Origin of the sequence: Micromonospora sp. NPDC000668 (assembly GCF_042897975.1) — a bacterium.
Taxonomy (GTDB): Bacteria; Actinomycetota; Actinomycetes; order Mycobacteriales; family Micromonosporaceae; genus Micromonospora.
Genome location: NZ_JBIAYP010000001.1, coordinates 436,425 through 452,784, shown reverse-complemented (window position 1 = coordinate 452,784; position 16,360 = coordinate 436,425). Strand labels below are relative to the sequence as shown.

The 16,360-nt window shown below is 70.6% G+C and carries 12 protein-coding genes and 1 pseudogene; 7 read left to right on the top strand and 6 right to left on the bottom strand.

Features of this window, described 5'->3' with window-relative positions; all coding sequences use genetic code 11:
- Positions 1 to 55 precede the first annotated feature (55 nt).
- Complete coding sequence (locus ACFY29_RS02105) at positions 56 to 574, bottom strand: winged helix-turn-helix domain-containing protein (protein ID WP_328415841.1); 519 nt, start codon at positions 572 to 574, stop codon at positions 56 to 58.
- Positions 575 to 923: 349 nt separating this feature from the next.
- On the opposite strand from ACFY29_RS02105, the gene ACFY29_RS02100 reads away from it, so the two are divergent.
- The gene (locus ACFY29_RS02100; RefSeq protein ID WP_386982620.1) at positions 924 to 5,297 is read left to right on the top strand and encodes a S8 family serine peptidase; all 4,374 of its coding nucleotides are present in this window, start codon (positions 924 to 926) and stop codon (positions 5,295 to 5,297) included.
- Positions 5,298 to 5,430: 133 nt separating this feature from the next.
- On the opposite strand, the gene ACFY29_RS02095 is transcribed toward ACFY29_RS02100, so the two are convergent.
- Positions 5,431 to 5,946 carry a winged helix-turn-helix domain-containing protein gene (locus ACFY29_RS02095; protein WP_355613886.1) on the bottom strand — a complete coding sequence of 172 codons (516 nt, stop codon included), beginning with the start codon at positions 5,944 to 5,946 and terminating at the stop codon, positions 5,431 to 5,433.
- A 273-nt stretch (positions 5,947 to 6,219) separates the two neighbouring features.
- Between ACFY29_RS02095 and ACFY29_RS02090 the strand changes: the two genes are divergently transcribed.
- From ACFY29_RS02090 to ACFY29_RS02075, 4 genes are all read left to right on the top strand, one after another.
- Entirely contained in the window at positions 6,220 to 7,230 is a 1,011-nt protein-coding gene (locus ACFY29_RS02090) for a phosphatase PAP2 family protein (protein ID WP_386982618.1), read from the top strand.
- A gap of 61 nt (positions 7,231 to 7,291) precedes the next feature.
- Positions 7,292 to 7,987: a response regulator gene (locus tag ACFY29_RS02085; RefSeq protein WP_386982616.1), complete on the top strand. Its 696-nt coding sequence runs from the start codon at positions 7,292 to 7,294 to the stop codon at positions 7,985 to 7,987.
- A 74-nt stretch (positions 7,988 to 8,061) separates the two neighbouring features.
- Positions 8,062 to 9,441, top strand: a complete 1,380-nt coding sequence (locus tag ACFY29_RS02080; RefSeq protein WP_386984601.1) for an ATP-binding protein — start codon at positions 8,062 to 8,064, stop codon at positions 9,439 to 9,441.
- Entirely contained in the window at positions 9,438 to 9,947 is a 510-nt protein-coding gene (locus ACFY29_RS02075) for a hypothetical protein (RefSeq protein ID WP_328415850.1), read from the top strand. Before ACFY29_RS02080 ends, ACFY29_RS02075 begins: the two co-directional genes overlap by 4 nt.
- A gap of 16 nt (positions 9,948 to 9,963) precedes the next feature.
- Here the strand turns inward: ACFY29_RS02075 and ACFY29_RS02070 are convergent, their stop codons facing one another.
- Genes ACFY29_RS02070 through ACFY29_RS02060 form a run of 3 tightly spaced genes read right to left on the bottom strand, consistent with a single transcriptional unit; the run spans position 9,964 to position 13,288 of the window.
- Entirely contained in the window at positions 9,964 to 10,986 is a 1,023-nt protein-coding gene (locus ACFY29_RS02070; RefSeq protein ID WP_386982613.1) for a D-alanine--D-alanine ligase family protein, read from the bottom strand.
- Complete coding sequence (gene alr / locus ACFY29_RS02065; protein WP_386982611.1) at positions 10,983 to 12,125, bottom strand: alanine racemase; 1,143 nt, start codon at positions 12,123 to 12,125, stop codon at positions 10,983 to 10,985. Before alr ends, ACFY29_RS02070 begins: the two co-directional genes overlap by 4 nt.
- A complete protein-coding gene (locus tag ACFY29_RS02060; protein ID WP_386982609.1) occupies positions 12,122 to 13,288 on the bottom strand; it encodes an acyltransferase family protein in 1,167 nt (388 codons plus the stop codon). Before ACFY29_RS02060 ends, alr begins: the two co-directional genes overlap by 4 nt.
- A 153-nt stretch (positions 13,289 to 13,441) precedes the next feature.
- On the opposite strand from ACFY29_RS02060, the gene ACFY29_RS02055 reads away from it, so the two are divergent.
- On the top strand, positions 13,442 to 14,317 hold the full coding sequence (locus ACFY29_RS02055; RefSeq protein WP_386982607.1) for an LLM class F420-dependent oxidoreductase: 876 nt from the start codon (positions 13,442 to 13,444) through the stop codon (positions 14,315 to 14,317).
- Positions 14,318 to 14,385: 68 nt separating this feature from the next.
- Here the strand turns inward: ACFY29_RS02055 and ACFY29_RS02050 are convergent.
- Positions 14,386 to 14,808, bottom strand: a pseudogene (locus ACFY29_RS02050) (catalase HPII); the annotation flags it as partial.
- Between the two features lie 562 nt (positions 14,809 to 15,370).
- On the opposite strand from ACFY29_RS02050, the gene ACFY29_RS02045 reads away from it, so the two are divergent.
- Positions 15,371 to 16,237, top strand: a complete 867-nt coding sequence (locus tag ACFY29_RS02045; protein ID WP_386984599.1) for an alpha/beta hydrolase family protein — start codon at positions 15,371 to 15,373, stop codon at positions 16,235 to 16,237.
- Positions 16,238 to 16,360 lie beyond the last annotated feature (123 nt).

The window sequence follows — 16,360 nt, the reverse complement described above, 5'->3', positions numbered from 1 at the left end:
CGTCGCCAGGGTGACTCCGGCGAGGCAGCGCGGAACTGCCCACATCAGGCAGCGTTCAGGCCCGGCCGATCCGCGGCTCCTGACGGTCGGTCAGCCGCAACCCGACACCCCGCACCGCCTCGATCGTGGCACCGGTGCCGAGGTCCTGTAGCTTGCGCCGCAGCCGCTTCACCAGGGACTGGACGTCCGCCTTGCGCTCCAGCCCCTCGTCGCGCCAGACCGACCGGTGCAGCTCTTCGTAGCTCCAGACCCGGACCGGCGCGGTCGTCAGGCAGGTCAGCAGGTCGTGCTCCAACCGGGTCAGGTCGATCTCGCGGCCCTCGCAGCGGGCGGTGGATCGGGCGGAGTCGATGACCAGGGCGTCGCTCGCGGCGGCGGGTGCTGGCTCGGGTGGCGTCCCGGCCAGCTGTTGCGGAGCAGCGATCAGCCGGCGCAGCTCGTCGAGGTCGGCCACCAGCAGCAGCGGTGCGATGCCGTCGAGGCGCTCCGCGAGCCGGATGCGCTCGGTCGGCGATGGGGTCACCGCGATCAGCAGCGGGAACGGCTCGTCGGCCGGATCAGCCCCATCCAACATCGCTTCGTCGTCCTCGGCCACAGCACCGCCCGGGATCGATGGGCATCCCTGCCCAGTTCTTGTCACGCCCCTGACAATGATTGGCAGGCACGCTGCCCAGCCTGGCAACGGTTAGCGACAAGTTGCTCACGGCAAGTTCTTGATCGTCCTTTCTTCTCGATCATAGTGTCCACTCGGGCAACCGGCGTGACCCGCGCGGTGCATGGGGGGGCATGGAAGGGTTCGTTCACTCGGTCCATCGAGACGAACCTTCTGCACCTTCACATGGCCCATTTCACCCTGGGTCGTTCTGAGGGAGGCAGCACCGATGTCCAGACGTCCACAATGGCGGCGCACAGCCAGATCACTGGTGAGCGCTGGTGCGGCGATGATCCTCGCCGCAACATGCATGGTCAGCATCGGCTCGCCCGCGCAGGCCGCGCCCGGCGGCGGGATGGGCACGGGTACCCCGGTCGGAGACAAGATCCGACCGGAGCTGGCAAAGCAGCTCCAGGCCAAGAGCGAAGGGGACTTCTGGATCCGGTTCAAGGACCGGGCGGACCTGAGCAAGGCCAGTGCCATCAAGGACTGGGCGAAGCGTGGCACGGCGGTTGCGGACGCACTGCGCAAGACCGCCGCCGAGAGCCAGGGCAAGATCCGGGCCGAGCTTGACGGCTCGGGCGCGAAGTACCAGACCTTCTGGGCGACCAACGCCATCAAGGTGAGCAGCGGCTCCCTGGCGATGGTGCAGAAGTTCGCCTCCCACGCAGAGGTCGAGGGCCTGTACGCCCCGGTCGCCTACAAGGTGCCCGAGACCACCAAGGGCACCGACGAGAAGACCGTGAACGCCCTCGAGTGGGGCATCGCGAACATCAACGCCGACGACGTCTGGTCCCAGTACGGCGTCACCGGCGAGGGCATCACCATCGCGAACATCGACACCGGCGTGCAGTTCGACCACCCGGCGTTGGTCAACTCCTATCGCGGCAACAACGGCGACGGCACGTTCGACCACAACTACAACTGGTTCAACGCCGCCGGGACCTGCGCCACCGCACCCTGTGACGGCGATGGCCACGGCACGCACACGATGGGCACCATGGCCGGCTCCGACGGCGCGAACCAGATTGGTGTCGCCCCGGGGGTCAAGTGGATCGCGGCGAACGGTTGCTGCCCCAGCGACGCCGCCCTGATCACGTCCGGTCAGTGGATGCTGGAGCCGGTCGACCTCAACGGCCAGAACCCGGACGCCAGCAAGCGACCGAACGTCATCAACAACTCGTGGGGCAGCCAGAACCCCTCCACCGAGCCCTTCATGGAGGACGTGACGCTGGCCTGGGCCGCGTCGGGGATCTTCGGAGTCTGGTCCAACGGCAACAGCGGGCCGGCATGCCAGACCAGTGGTTCGCCGGGCAGTTCGGTCAGCAACTACTCGACCGGCGCGTACGACATCAACAACAACATCGCCGGTTTCTCCGGCCGGGGTCCCGGGCAGAACGGCGACATCAAGCCCAACATCTCGGCGCCCGGCGTGAACGTCCGGTCGAGCCTTCCGGGCAACGCCTACGGCAGCGCCAGCGGCACCTCCATGGCCGCCCCGCACCTCGCGGGTACGATCGCGCTGCTGTACTCGGCGGCGCCGTCGCTGGTCGGTGAGATCGACGCGACCCGTGCGCTGCTCAACGGCGCCGCGATCGACAAGGCCGACGCCCAGTGCGGTGGCACCCCGGCGGACAACAACGTCTACGGCGAGGGCCTGCTGGACGCGCTCGCGCTGCTCAACGCCGCCCCGACCGGCGACACCGGCACCCTGGCCGGCACGGTCACCGACGCGGCCACCGGCGCCCCGATCGCCGGTGCGACCCTGACGCTCACCGGCCCGACCGCGCGCGAGGTGACCACCGGTACCGACGGGAAGTACTCGACCCAACTCCCGGTCGGCGACTACCAGATCGCCGTGACGGCGTTCGGGTACGGCAGCACCACGAAGCCGGCGACGGTCACCGATGGCGCCACCACGACGCTCGACGTCGCGCTGACGGCGGTGGCGAGCGTCAACGTCACCGGAGCTGTCACCGACGGCTCCGGACACGGCTGGCCGCTCTACGCGAAGGTCACCGTGCAGGGTGTGTCCGGCGTGTACGACTACACCACGCCGGTGAACGGCCGCTACAGCATCAAGCTGCCGGCCGGGCAGACCTACACGCTGAAGTACGAGTCGCAGTACCCCGGCTACCAGACGGTCACCAAGGAGGTGGTCGTCGGGTCGGGTAACGTCACCGCCAACGTCGCGGTACCGGTGAACACCACCACCTGTACGACGGCGCCCGGATACACCTTCGGCTCCGACGGTGAGTACGAGACCTTCGACGGCACCACGGTGCCGGCCGGCTGGTCCGTTGTGGACAACAAGGGCAACGGCCAGGTCTGGAAGTTCACCGACGACGGCAGCCGCGGCAACCTGACCGGCGGCACCGGCAACTTCGCGATGATCGACAGTGACGCGTACGGCGCGGGCGGGAGCCAGGACACCTCGCTGGTCAGCCCGGTGGTCAACCTGACCGGGGTCACCGCCCCGGTCATCCGGTTCAACCAGGACTTCAACCAACTGGCCAGCGACCGCGGCGATGTCGATCTGAGCATCGACGGCGGGGCCACCTGGACGAACGTGCTCCGGCAGGCGACGGACGTCCGGGGGCCGAAGGTCACCGAGATCCCGATCCCGCAGGCGGCCGGCCAGGCGCAGGTCCAGGTCCGGTTCCACTACTACGACGCCTCGTACGAGTGGTGGTGGGAGGTCGACAACGTACTGATCGGCAGCCAGGTCACCTGCGTGCCGGTCGACGGTGGTCTTGTCGTCGGCAACGTCCGTGACAAGAACGACAACAGCTACATCAACGGTGCCACCGTCACCAGCGACGACCGGCCCGCCGAGAAGGGCGTCACCGTGGCGACCCCGGACGACCCGGGACTGGCCGACGGCTTCTACTGGATCTTCTCGACGCTGACCGACACGCACAAGTTCACCGCGAAGGCCGGCAACTACGTCAGCCAGAGCAAGCAGGTCGACGTCCAGGCAGACTGGGCGACCGCCGCGAACTTCGTGCTGGCGGCCGGCCGGCTGTCGGTGGCACCGACCCAGCTGAGCGCGACGGTCCAGATGCCCAGCGGCAAGGCCAGCAAGACGTTCACGGTGACCAACACCGGCGGCGCGCCGGTCGACGTCGAGTTCAGTGAGCGCGACAACGGGTTCGAACTCCTTCGGGCGGACGGGTCCCGGGTGACCAGGCAGCAGGTGCTCGGTTCCAGCGGCGCGCCGGAGCAGCGGCTCACCGTGCCGACGTCGTTCGCCGCCAAGGCGTCCGGCAAGGCGGCGACGGCGACCTCCGCCGCGGTCAGCCCACAGGCTGCGCCGTGGACGGACATCACCGACTACCCGTCCAACATCATGGACAACCGTGTGGTGAACCTGGACGGCAAGGTCTACTCGATCGGCGGTGGCGACGGCAGCGCCTCCACCACGAAGAACGTCGTCTACGACCCGGTCGCGCAGACCTGGACGCCGGTCGCCGACCTTCCCGGCGCCCGCAACGCCCTGACGGTGGGCGTCGTGGGCGGGAAGATCATCGCCACCGGTGGCTGGGGTGCCTCCGGGCCGGACTCGGCCACCTGGTCGTACGACCCGGCGGCCAACACCTGGACCGAGCTGGCCGACAACCCGGCGCCGCGAGCCGCTGCCGGCCAGGCGGTCGTCGACGGCAAGCTGTACGCGATCGGTGGCTGCACCACGGCCGCCTGTACGCCGATGTCGAACAGTGTCGTCCGGTACGACCCGGCCAGCGACACCTGGGAGACGCTGGCCAACTACCCGAAGTCGGTGGCCTTCGCCTCCTGCGGAGGGATCGACGGCACGGTCTACTGCACCGGTGGCAATGACGGCGCTGCCGCGCAGAAGTCCAGCTACGCCTTCGACCCGGGTGCCAACACCTGGACCGCCATCGCCGATGCGCCGGTCGACAACTGGGCCAGCTCGTTCGCTGTTGCGAGCGGCAAGCTCCTCGTCGTCGGTGGTTCGCAGGGTGGAGCCATCAGCAACGCCGGCTTCGCCTACGACCCGGCCACCAGCTCGTGGTCCAACCTGCCGAACGCCAACACCGCGCGTTACCGCGGTGGCGCGGCGTGCGGCTTCTACAAGATCGGCGGCTCGTCCGGCAACTTCAACGCGGCGCCGGACAGCGAGGTGCTGCCCGGGTTCGAGGGTTGTGCCGAGGCGGCGGCCGATGTCAGCTGGATGACGATCGACAAGTCGGCCGTCACCCTCGCGCCGGGTCAGAAGGTCACGGTCACCGTCGGGATGACGGCGAATGTCGATCAGCCGGGCACCTACTCCGGCTCGGTGGGGATCAAGGAGAACACGCCGTACACGGTGGCACCCGTCGCGGTGACCATGAACGTGACGCCTCCGAAGACCTGGGGCAAGCTGCTGGGCACGGTGACCGGGACCAGCTGCCAGGGTGCGACCTCGCCGATTGCCGGTGCGGTGGTCCAGGTCGACTCGTGGGCGATGTCGTGGACCTTCGCCACCGACGCCCAGGGCAAGTACGCCTACTGGGTGGACCGTCGGAACAACCCGCTCACGATGATCGTCGCCAAGGACGGCTGGAAGCCCCAGACCCGTCAGACGAAGGTCAACACCACCACGCCCACCGTGGAGGACTTCGGATTGTCTCCCGTTCGGTGCTGACGTCTGAGCGGTAGCACGATCCGGCCCGCCTGGTCAGTGACCAGGCGGGCCGGACCAGCTTCGCCGGCGGTGAGCCGGAGCGACACGATCCGGGGGCGCCGCAGCCGCGGCGCCCCCGGATTGCCGGTCGCGATCAGACCGGGGCGAGCCGGAAGCCGACGCCACGCACCGCGTGGATCGTCGCGGCGGCGTTCAGCCGGGCGAGTTTGCGGCGTACCCGTCGGATGACCGAGTGCATGTCGGACCCGCGGCCGAGGTGCCTGTTGCCCCAGACCTCAAGGTGCAGGCGCTCGTACGTCCAGACCTGTCCGGGTGCGTCGACCAGGCAGAGCAGCACGTCGTGCTCCAGCCGGGTCAGGTCGATCTCCTGGTCGCGCCACCGCAGCACCCGGCGGTCGGAATCGACGGCCAGCTCGGGTGGTGGCGGCGAGTGCGTGCTCTGCGCCGCCTCGGCGACCACCGCCTGAGCGGGGGGAGTCGCCGTGGCGACGGGAGGCACCTCGACCACCCCGAGGAACTCCCGTGCCTGCTCGACGCTTGAAACAATCAGGAATGCGTCGCTCCCGCCGAGCAGCCGCGCCAACTGTCGGCGTTCGGCCGGCGAGGACGCGATGCCGATCACCAAGGAGGCGGCCGGAATCCCCTGCATTTCCCCAACCCCTTCCGGTTCCCCAACTCGCTCCGGATGGTTTTTCGCACCGCCGACCGAAAAATATCGATCAATCGATGTCCTGACCTTAGTGGTGGCTCGTCTCGGTCGGGTAAAACATAGTTGCATGTAAGCATATGAATGAGCGTTCAGGTGCGGGCAAGCCGTTCGGGGGCGGCTTCGTCGGTTTTGCCGGGAACCCACCGGAAGTTGTGACAGAACGAAGACAATCCGCGGACGGTGCCCGGACCTGGCGAGCGGAGCATGGCCGACATGTCCCTCGGATCGTCGTACCACGTCGGGCGGTCGGCACCGGGCCCGCAGCCGGCGGGACCGCTGCCACAGGTCCGCGCAGCCACGCCCCTCGGCCTGCCTCTGCTCGGTGCGGCCCTGGGTCACCTGGTCGTCCTGGGCCTGATCTGCGTCGTGTTCGTACGGACCTACCCCGGCCAATGGCTGGACGGACTGCTCCTGCCGCGTGCCGAGCGGGGCGGAGGGTACGAGCAGCAGACCGTCCTGGTCGGTCCGTCCAAGACCGTGCTGGCGGCCTTCGGCAGCCCTGTGCTCCTGGCCGTCCTGCTCGGCGCGGTGTTGCTGGTGGGTCTGCTCGGTCGGCGGTTGCTGGCGGGAGTCGTGGGTATCGGCATGGTGCTCACCGCGGTGGTGGTGGCCGGAGCGGTCAAGTCGATGCTTCCCCGTTCGGACTTTCAGATCGAGAGTTCAACCACCCACAACAGCTTTCCCAGCGGTCATGTCGCCGCCGCGACGGCCCTGCTGCTGGCGTTCATGCTGGTCCTGCCCGGGTGGGCCCGACGATGGCTGGCGGTACCGGGCGCGGTGGGCGTCTCGGTGATCGCCTCGGCCACCATGATCGCGGGCTGGCACCGGTTCAGCGACGCGCTCGGCGGTGTTCTGCTGGGCGTGGCGCTGTTCTGCCTGGCCGCGGCGGCGCTGGCGGGCTGGCGCCGGGACGATCCGGGCGGCGTCACCGGCCCGCGCGGTGGGCAGGACAGCGGCACTCTGTGGCGCGGGCTGATCGAGGGGGCGGTGGGGCTGGTCGTGCTGGTCTGGGCGCTTCTGGTGGTCGGACCGGGTCTGGACGCATCGGTGCAGCGGGGGACGCTCGTCGCCATCGTCGCGGCGACCGGATTGACGATGCTGTCGGTGGTGTCGGTGGTGTTCCTGGTGCGGTCGGCGGATTTTGTCGGCCCGATGCATTCGCGGCATCGTGCCCAGCCGGAGCCGGCAGTGAACATTCGGGACGGCGGGACAGCGCAGGGTTGATACCCAACCTCCAGGACATCGACAAAAGGCTAAACCAAATCATGATGCGATACTTGGCGACATGTCCCAGGTCCTGCTGATCGAAGATCACCAGACGGTGCGCGACGGACTGCAGTTGGCGCTCACCCGACAGGGCCACACGGTGGATGCCGTGGCGACCGGTGAGCAGGGGCTGGAACGGTTGCGCGCGGCCTCGTCCGACGTCGTGATCCTCGATCTCATGCTGCCCGGGATGGACGGGTTTGAGGTCTGTCGCCGGATCCGGCAGCTCGGCGACTTGCCGATCATCATGCTGACCGCCCGCAACGACGACATGGATGTGGTGGCGGGCCTGGAGGCCGGCGCCGACGACTACGTGGTCAAGCCGGTGCAGCCCCGGGTGCTTGAGGCGCGCATCCGCGCGGTGCTGCGACGGACCGCTGGCGAGTCGCGACGTAGCGGCGGCGAGCGGTCCGGCCTGGAACAGCACGGTGCCCTGACCATCGACCGGGCGGCGCTGGTGGTCAGCAAGGGCGGGCAGCCGGTCAGCCTCGCCCCGACGGAGCTGCGCCTGCTGCTCGAACTCTCGTACACGCCGGGACAGGTGCTGAGCCGGCAGCAGCTGCTGTCGGCCGTGTGGGAGCACGGATACCTCGGCGACTCGCGGCTGGTGGACGCCTGTGTGCAGCGGCTGCGCGCCAAGATCGAGGACGACTCGTCGGTGCCGGTCTTCATCCAGACGGTGCGCGGTTTCGGATACCGGTTCGGGCCGCTGTGAGGCTGTGGCGCTGGGCCGGTGGCCAGGCGTCGGGCCTGCGGGTTCGGCTGCTGCTGGCCTTCGCGTTGCTGGGCATGACCACCACCGCGGTGGTGGCCAGCGGAAGCTACTTCCAGGCCCGGAGGGTGATCCTCCAGCAGGCGCAGGACGCCGCGGTGGTGTCGCTGACCGAACAGCTCACGGAGGTCTACCCGGTACGCCAGCTCCCGCCGTCCCAGGAGGTGCTCGACGCGTTGTCCCAGCGCCTCTCCGACCGGGACGGAGACGTGGTAATCCTCTACCGTGACATGCGGGCGCAGGGCGTGCAGTTCCCCGAGCCGGTCAGCCCGGAACTGCGGCAGGCGGTCGAGAGTGGCCTCGTCGCCTGGCAACGCGTTTCGCGCGACGGTCAACCCATGCTGCTCATCGGGACCCAGCTGAGGCTCGAGCGACCCGATGGCACCGCCCAGCCGTCCGGGCTGGAGGTCTATGCGCTGCGCAGCCTCGCCCCCGAACAACAGAGCATCGACCGGCTCGCCACCCTGGCGTGGCTGACCGGTGGGCTCTCCCTGGTCCTCGCCGTCCTGCTGGCCCTGCTGGCCGCCCAAGGGGTGCTCCGGCCGGTACGCGAGCTGGGACGGGCGGCGCGCCGGCTCGGCGAGGGCGACCTGACAACCCGGCTGGTGGTTCGGGGCGCCGACGAGCTGGCCGACGTGGCGCGGACCTTCAACGACACGGCGGGGACGCTGGAGCGGCAGGTCGGCGAGCTGCGGCGGATGGAGTCCGACGCCCGGCGCTTCGTGGCCGACGTGTCGCACGAACTCCGTACGCCCCTGGCCGCGATGACGGCGGTCACCGACGTGCTGGACGAGGAGGCCGACCGGCTGCCGGGGGATGCCGGCAAGGCCGCCCGGCTCGTCAGTCAGGAGACGCAGAACCTCACTCGGCTGGTCAACGACCTCATCGAGATCAGCAGGTTCGACTCCGGCACGGCGCGGCTCGCCCTCGACGACGTCGACGTGGCCGCGGCGGTGAGCGCCACCCTGCGGATCCGGGGCTGGGCCGATCGGGTGCGGACGGAACTGCCGCCCGGAATCGTCGCCCGGCTGGATCCCCGCCGGCTGGACGTCATCGTCGCCAACCTGGTCGGCAACGCCTTCCGGCACGGGGCCGAGCCGGTCTCCGTGGACCTGCGCGCCGAACCGGACTGGATCACCATCGAGGTCCGCGATCAGGGGCCCGGGCTGGACCAGGAGGTGCTGCCGCACGTCTTCGACCGCTTCTACAAGGCGGACACCGCGCGGACCCGCACCGAGGGCAGCGGTCTGGGACTCGCCATCGCATGGGAGAACGCCCGCCTGCACCGGCACGCCGGGCAGCATGGAAGTCTCGTCGCCGGCAACGGCCCGACCGGCGGCGCGGTGTTCACGCTCCGCCTGCCCCGGGTGGCGGCGGACGCCGGAGGCGTACGGTGACCGGCCGCCGGGCGGCTCGGGCGCTGCTCGCCGGCGGGCTTCTGCTCACGCTGCTCGTGGCGGGCTGCGGGGTCCGGCCCAGCGGCGTCATCACCGGCAGCGCCGCGACGACCGGTCCGTCCGCGGGAGTCAGGCTCTACCTGCTCGCGCACGGGCAACTCGTGTTGGTCATCCGCCCGACCAAGATGGACGCCTCGCCGGAGGAGACGCTCCGGATGTTGGCAGCGGGTCCGGACGACTCCGAGTGGAGACAGGGGCTCACCAGCGAGGTGCCGGTCGGCCTCGTCCCGGCCTCCCTGGTGACGGTGACGGTGACGGGCGACCAACCCGGCCTCACGGTGACGATGGTGGGTGCCGTCATGTCCTTGTCGGGGACCGCGGCCGACCAGATCGTCTGCACCGTGATCGGCACCACGGCGGTCGCCGGTCTGGCCGACAGTTTCGTCCCGGTCACCGTCGCCGGCCCGGATGGCGCCCGCCCGCCCCGGTTCTGTCCGATCAGGTGACCGGGGCGAGGGGCGCTCACACCAGATCGACCGCCCGTGCCGGCCGGGGCAACCCGCCGGAGCCGGACCGGCCCTGGTCGGCCAGCGCGCCGGAGATCAGGATGTCGAGCAGGTCGGCGAACCCGATCCCGGCCTGCTGCCAGATCTGCGGGAACTGCGATGCGGTGGTGAACCCGGGGAAGGTGTTGACCTCGTTCACGATGGGCTCCGCGGACCCCTCGGCGGGCAGGAAGAAGTCGACCCGGAGCAGCCCGCGGCAGTCGAGGGCGTGGAAGGCGCGGATCGCGCGGTCCTGAAGCACCTCGGTGGTGGCGGGGTCGAGCGGTGCGGGGATCTGGAAAACCGCCCCGCCGTCGTACTTGGCGTCGTAGTCGAAGAAGCCCGTGCCGCTCACCCGGATCTCCAGGGGCGGACCGGCCTGCACCCGGCCGTCGGGATGCTGGAGGACGGCCACGTCGATCTCACGTCCGCGCGCCCCCTGCTCGACCAGGACCTTCGGGTCCACCTCCCGGGCCTGCTCCAGCGCAGCGGGAAGTTCCGCCCAGTCGGTCACCCTGACGACGCCCAGGCTGGAGCCGGCCCGGGCGGGCTTCACGAAGACCGGCAGGCCCAGCCGTCGCCGGTCGGCCGGGGACAGTTCCTCGCCGGGACGCAGGGTCACCCCGGGGCTGACCCGCAGGCCCTCCGCGTTGAGGAGCCTCTTGGTGACTCCCTTGTCCATGCCGGCGGCGCTGGCGAAGACGCCGTTGCCGACGTACGGCACGCCGAGCCAGCCCAGCAGCGACGCCACGGTGCCATCCTCGCCGTACGGGCCGTGCAGGGCCGGGAACACCACGTCCTGGGCGCGTAGCACGCGCAGCGCCTGGGGGAGTGGTGTCGGGCGGCCGTCGACGTGCCACCCGCCGTCCCGGTCGATGAGCACCTCGGTGACCTGGTACCGGTCGCGGTCCAGCCCGGCGAGGATGCTCGCCGCCGAGCGGCGGGACACCTCGTGCTCGCCGCTCTGCCCGCCGTACAGCACTGCCAGTCGGGTTGTCATGAAACGTCCGCCCTTTCGTGGAGGTGGTCGCGGGCCACCCGGGCCCCGATACCGGTCAAGATCTCGTTTGGGTTGGTGCCGGCCCACCGCGCCCACTCGGCGACCGTCGGTTGGGCGAGGTCGTCCCCTTCGGGGCCGAACACCACGACCGGGTCGCCGATCGCCACGGGAAGGTCGCCCGCGTCGACCACGCACTGGTCCATGGCGATGCGCCCGACGATCGGGCAGCGCCGGCCGCCGAGCCACACCGCGGCGCGGCCCTCGGCGGCCCGGGTGAGGCCGTCGGCGTAGCCGAGCGGCAGCAGGGCCAGCGTGGTCGGCGCCGAGGTCACGTACTCGGGTCCGTAGGAGACACCCGTGCCCGCGGGCACCCGCTTCACGTTGACGACGGTCGTGCGCAGCGTCATCGCGGCGCGGAGCCCGAACTCACCGGGCCCGGTACCGCCGAACGGGTCCACGCCGTACAGGGCGAGCCCGATCCGGCAGAGGTCGAAGCGGGTCCGGGGTGCCGACAGCGCGGCAGCCGAGTTGGCCAGGTGGACCAGGTCGGGGTCGAGGCCGGCGGACCGGGCGACCCGCAACGCCTCCTCGAAGGTCGCCACCTGCCGGGCCAGCCCGGGGCTGCCCGGTACGTCCGCGTCGGTCAGATGGGACCACACGCCGCGCACCCGGACTCCGCCCTCCCGCTCGTACTTGCGGGCCCAGGCGACCAGTTCGTGCCAGTCGTCCCCGCGGGCTCCGTTGCGGGACATGCCGGTGTCGGCCTTGAGCTGCACCAGCGCGGGTACGCCGAGCCGGTGGGCCGCGTCGACGACGGCGTGCAGGTGGGTCGTCGTCGACACGCCGACGTCGACGCCGGCGCTGATCAGGCTGGCGAAGTCGTCGTCCGGGCGGTGCAACCAGCTCAGCGTGGGCGCGGTGATGCCGGCGCTGCGCAGGGCCAGCGCCTCGGATGCCGAGGTCACCCCCAGCCAACCCGCGCCGGCGCGCAGCGCGGCACGGGCGACCATCACCGCGCCGTGGCCGAACCCGTCCGCCTTCACCACCGCCATCAACTCGGTGCCGGTGAGGGACGCGATCGTCCGGACATTGCCGGCGATCGCCCCGAGGTCGACCACCGCCTCGGCCAACGCGCTCATCCGGCCGCCTCCAGCCGGCGGAGTACGGTCCGGCGGTCGCCGGGGAGGGCGAACAGCCAGCGCGCGTGCACCGCCAGCAGCCCGCGGTGGATGGCCAGGCTCACGCCGATCACGAGCCCGGTCAGCAGGATCGGGTAGCCGAGCACGATCAGGTCCTGCCCGACGCGGTCCAGCCGGGAGGCCGGTGCGAGCAGCAGCCGGTGCAGCAGGGCCAGGACCGGCAGGTGGATGACGTAGATCGGCAACGTGTTGCGGCCGAGCGTGCTGAGTCGGCGGCTGAGGGCGGGCCACCGGCCCAGTTGGGCGGCCGCGGTGACGCCGAAGGCGACCGCCACGACGGAGACCTCCGGCCACACGCCGAACCATCGCTGGGCGCCGACCGTCGCCATCGCGGCGAGCGCGAGGACGTAGGCACCCGAGGTCAGCGCGAGGCGGCGCCGGGTGGCGGTTGCCGCCCACCACTCGATCTGCGGTCGCAGGTACAGGCCGCCGAGGAAGAAGATCAGGTTCTGGTACAGGCCGGCGCGGTTGCCCGGTGTGTCGAGCAGGCCGGCGGCGGCGACGGCGGACAGCGCCGCGGCGGGTACGAGGACCAGCATCCGGGGCGCCCGGCGGGCCACCTTGGCGACCGTGAAGTAGAGCGCCAGGGCGTACAGGTACCAGAGGTTCGAGGGCGTGATCGTGAGCTGTTCCAGCAGACCGAGGGCGGACGTGGCGCGGTCGGTCGGGAAGTCCGGGGCCGCGGCGAAGATCACGGTGTGGATCAGCAGCCAGACGGCGTACAGGTAGAGGAACCCGGCGATTCGGCTGCGGGCGACGACCCGCCAGGGGCGCTGGACGGCGGTCGCCGCGAAGACGCCGGAGATGGTGAAGAACAGCGGCATCCGCAGCGGCAGTAACTGCTCGCCCAGCGTCCCCCACAGGCCCGGCACCGGTACGCCGACGTGCCAGTCGATCTGCAGGTAGTCCTTGACGACGACGTGCCACAGGACGACGAGGATGATGCAGGTGCCCTTCGCGGCGTCGGCCCACTCCGCTCGGCGTGGCCGTCCCGGGGCGGGGCTGGACAGGGTCCAGGGCCTCCGGTGGCGGAACCGGGCGCGCGCCACCTCGGGCGCGTACCCGGTGGGCCGGGAGTCGGTGGATGTCGGCTGGGGGATCACTCAGCAGAAGGTGTCAGCCGGATATCCGCGCGTGATCCACGAATTGTCATGAACCGGTAATGGAAATCCCCGGACCTCACCCGCCGTCGGCCTGCTCGACCCGCGGGTCTGTGGCGTCGACGACCACTAGGCTCGGTTCGGAGGTGTCGAGAAATGAAGCTCGGACTGCACTACTGGACGTACTCGACCCCGGCCGAGCCGGCGGCGATCGCACCGACCCTGGCCGAGGCGGCCACCACCGCCGAACAGGCCGGCGTCGCGTCGTTCACGGTGATGGACCACTTCTTCCAGATGGACGCGGTGGCCCCGGCCGAGGAGCCGATGTTGGAGGCGTACACGACGCTGGGCTTCGTCGCCGCGAAGACCCAGCGAATGACGCTGGGCGTGCTGGTCACCGGCGTGATGTACCGGTATCCGGGGCTGCTCGCCAAGATCGTCAGCACTCTCGACGTGCTCTCCGGCGGTCGGGCCCGGCTCGGCATCGGCGCATCCTGGTACGAGCGGGAGCAGCGCGGCCTCGGCGTGCCCGTGGTGCCGGTGGCCGAGCGCTTCGAGCGGCTGGAGGAGACGCTGCGGATCTGCCTGCAGATGTGGGGTGACGACAACGGGCCGTTCAACGGACAGCACTACCAGCTCGCCGAGACGATCAACTCGCCCCAGCCGTTGAGCCGTCCGCACCCGCCGATCATGATCGGCGGCGGCGGCGAGAAGAAGACGCTGCTCCTGGTGGCCCGGTACGCCGACGCCTGCAACCTGTTCGGCACGGCCGCCGGCGCCGACGAGGTGGCGCGCAAGCTGGAGGTGCTGCGGGGGCACTGCGTCGTCGAGGGCCGCGACTACGACACCGTCGAGAAGACCGTGGTCGCCCACCGGCCACCGTTGGCCGACGTCGACGCGTTCCTCGCCGAGGTTGCCGACTACGCCGCGCTCGGGGTCACCGAGGTGCAGGTCACGCCGGATCGCCACCCGGTGGAGTTCGCCCAGCGGCTCGGCGACGAGGTGCTGCCCCGGCTGGCCGACATCGGCTGATTCCGGCGCGACACCAGGGGCTGTCCTCCACCGAGCGGAGGACAGCCCCTGGTGCGTAGCTGGCCGCGTCAGGCGACCGAGGTGGGGAACCGTTCCCACACCCGGTGCCCGGCCATCAGCCGCTGCACCGCGGTCAGGGCTTCGACGCCGGAGCCCGCGGTGACGACGCCGGGAGTGCCGCTCACCCCCGCCTGCTCCAGCACGGTGACGCCGGCGCCCCAGGCGCCGATCGTCTTGGCGTGCCGCCAGCACTCCTCGACGAGGAGCAGCACGCGGGGATCCACGGCCACCGCCGGCGCCCTACCCGCCTTGTCGTCGCGGGCCGGGATGGCATCCGGTGCGGGTGCCGGCGCTCCGGCCAGCAGGACCGCGTCGAACTCGACCGACCGGCCGGTGGCGAAGGTCCGCTGCACCGGCATGCCGCCCACCATGCCGCCGTGTGGGGCGATCAGCAGCGGCACCATTCCGGCCTCGAACACGGCTGCGCGTACCAGCGTCGGACCGCGTGATCCGGCCTTGAGTGAGTGGTCGGTGTCGCGGAGCCGAGCCCCCTGCGAGGTGGTGAGGAAGGCGCCCTGCTGACCCTTGGCGGTCGTCGGCGCGCCGGTCTCCGCGCCGGTCGGGGTGCGGGTCTGCGGAGTCCCCTGCTCCGTCTTCGGCGGCAACGGGTCGCGCGGCGTCGTCGGCTCCTCGACGGGTGGTGGGGCGCTGCCCGGCGCGCCGGGGACATCTGGCGTCAGGGCGTCGGCGATCTTTTCTGAGGCGGTCTTCACGGCGTTCTTGACCGCCTCGGCGGGCTTGCTGGAATCCACTGAACGAACCCCTCCATGGAGCGTCTACGAGCAGGCGATGGCATCCCTACCCCTGGTCAGAGGGCCAAAACACAGCCGATGTCCGCGTCCCGACCCCGGGTAGGGCGGACGCCGACCGGCGGGACTGGTGATTTCACCGATGCGTGGGCCGACGCAGCGGCCAAAACTGACGCACGTCGATATCCCTCGACTCTAGGGAGTGCCCGACGTGTCGTCACCAACCACCACCCGTCCCCGTTCCATGGCAGCCCGAGCCGCCCGGCTCGTGCTGGCCGCCACCCTGGTCGCCGGAGGCGTCCTGGCCGGTAGCTCCGGCGCCGCGCAGGCGGCGAGCCCGTACGAGAGGGGCCCCAACCCGACCACCGCGATCCTGGAGGCCAGTCGCGGTCCGTTCGCCACCGCCTCGCAGAACGTGTCCTCGCTGAGCGTCACCGGCTTCGGCGGTGGCGTCATCTACTACCCGACCAGCACCAGCGAGGGCACCTTCGGCGCGATCGCCATCTCGCCCGGCTACACCGCGGCCTGGTCCAGCATCAGCTGGCTCGGCCCCCGGATCGCCTCGCACGGCTTCGTGGTGATCGGCATCGAGACCAACAGCCGGCTGGACCAGCCGGACAGCCGTGGCCGTCAGCTCCTCGCCGCGCTCGACTACCTGGTCGACCGCAGTTCGGTGCGTACCCGGATCGACGGCAGTCGGCTCGCGGTGGCTGGCCACTCGATGGGCGGCGGCGGCAGTCTGGAGGCGGCGTCGGCGCGCCCGTCGTTGCAGGCCGCGGTGCCGCTCGCACCGTGGAATTTGGACAAGAGCTGGTCCGAGCTTCGGGTGCCCACGCTGATCATCGGTGGCGAGAGCGACAGTGTCGCGCCGGTCTCGTCGCACTCGGAGCCGTTCTACAACAGCATCCCGGCCTCGGCGGAGAAGGCGTACCTGGAGCTGAACGGAGCGAGCCACTTCTTCCCGCAGACGGTGAACACGCCGACGGCCCGGCAGATGGTGGCCTGGCTCAAGCGGTTCGTCGACGACGACACCCGCTACGAGCAGTTCCTCTGCCCCGGCCCGAGCGGCTCGCAGATCCAGGAGTACCGCAACACCTGCCCCAGTTCCTGATCGCGATCCCGGGGCGGTCGCCGCTGGCGGCCGCCCCGTCCGCCTGTCGATGGCGAGGTATTGAAGGTCTTGACGCGGTACCCGAGAAACGTACACTGCGAGTGTAAATAACACCCGCCACAA

Bases quoted from the DNA above. Each gene is read 5' to 3' on its own strand.
- ACFY29_RS02105 (WP_328415841.1), bottom strand. From the start codon at position 574: ATGTTGGATGGGGCTGATCCGGCCGACGAGCCGTTCCCGCTGCTGATC.
- ACFY29_RS02095 (WP_355613886.1), bottom strand. From the start codon at position 5,946: ATGCAGGGGATTCCGGCCGCCTCCTTGGTGATCGGCATCGCGTCCTCG.
- ACFY29_RS02090 (WP_386982618.1), top strand. From the start codon at position 6,220: ATGTCCCTCGGATCGTCGTACCACGTCGGGCGGTCGGCACCGGGCCCG.
- ACFY29_RS02085 (WP_386982616.1), top strand. From the start codon at position 7,292: ATGTCCCAGGTCCTGCTGATCGAAGATCACCAGACGGTGCGCGACGGA.
- ACFY29_RS02080 (WP_386984601.1), top strand. From the start codon at position 8,062: ATGACCACCACCGCGGTGGTGGCCAGCGGAAGCTACTTCCAGGCCCGG.
- ACFY29_RS02070 (WP_386982613.1), bottom strand. From the start codon at position 10,986: ATGACAACCCGACTGGCAGTGCTGTACGGCGGGCAGAGCGGCGAGCAC.
- alr (WP_386982611.1), bottom strand. From the start codon at position 12,125: ATGAGCGCGTTGGCCGAGGCGGTGGTCGACCTCGGGGCGATCGCCGGC.
- ACFY29_RS02055 (WP_386982607.1), top strand. From the start codon at position 13,442: ATGAAGCTCGGACTGCACTACTGGACGTACTCGACCCCGGCCGAGCCG.
- ACFY29_RS02045 (WP_386984599.1), top strand. From the start codon at position 15,371: ATGGCAGCCCGAGCCGCCCGGCTCGTGCTGGCCGCCACCCTGGTCGCC.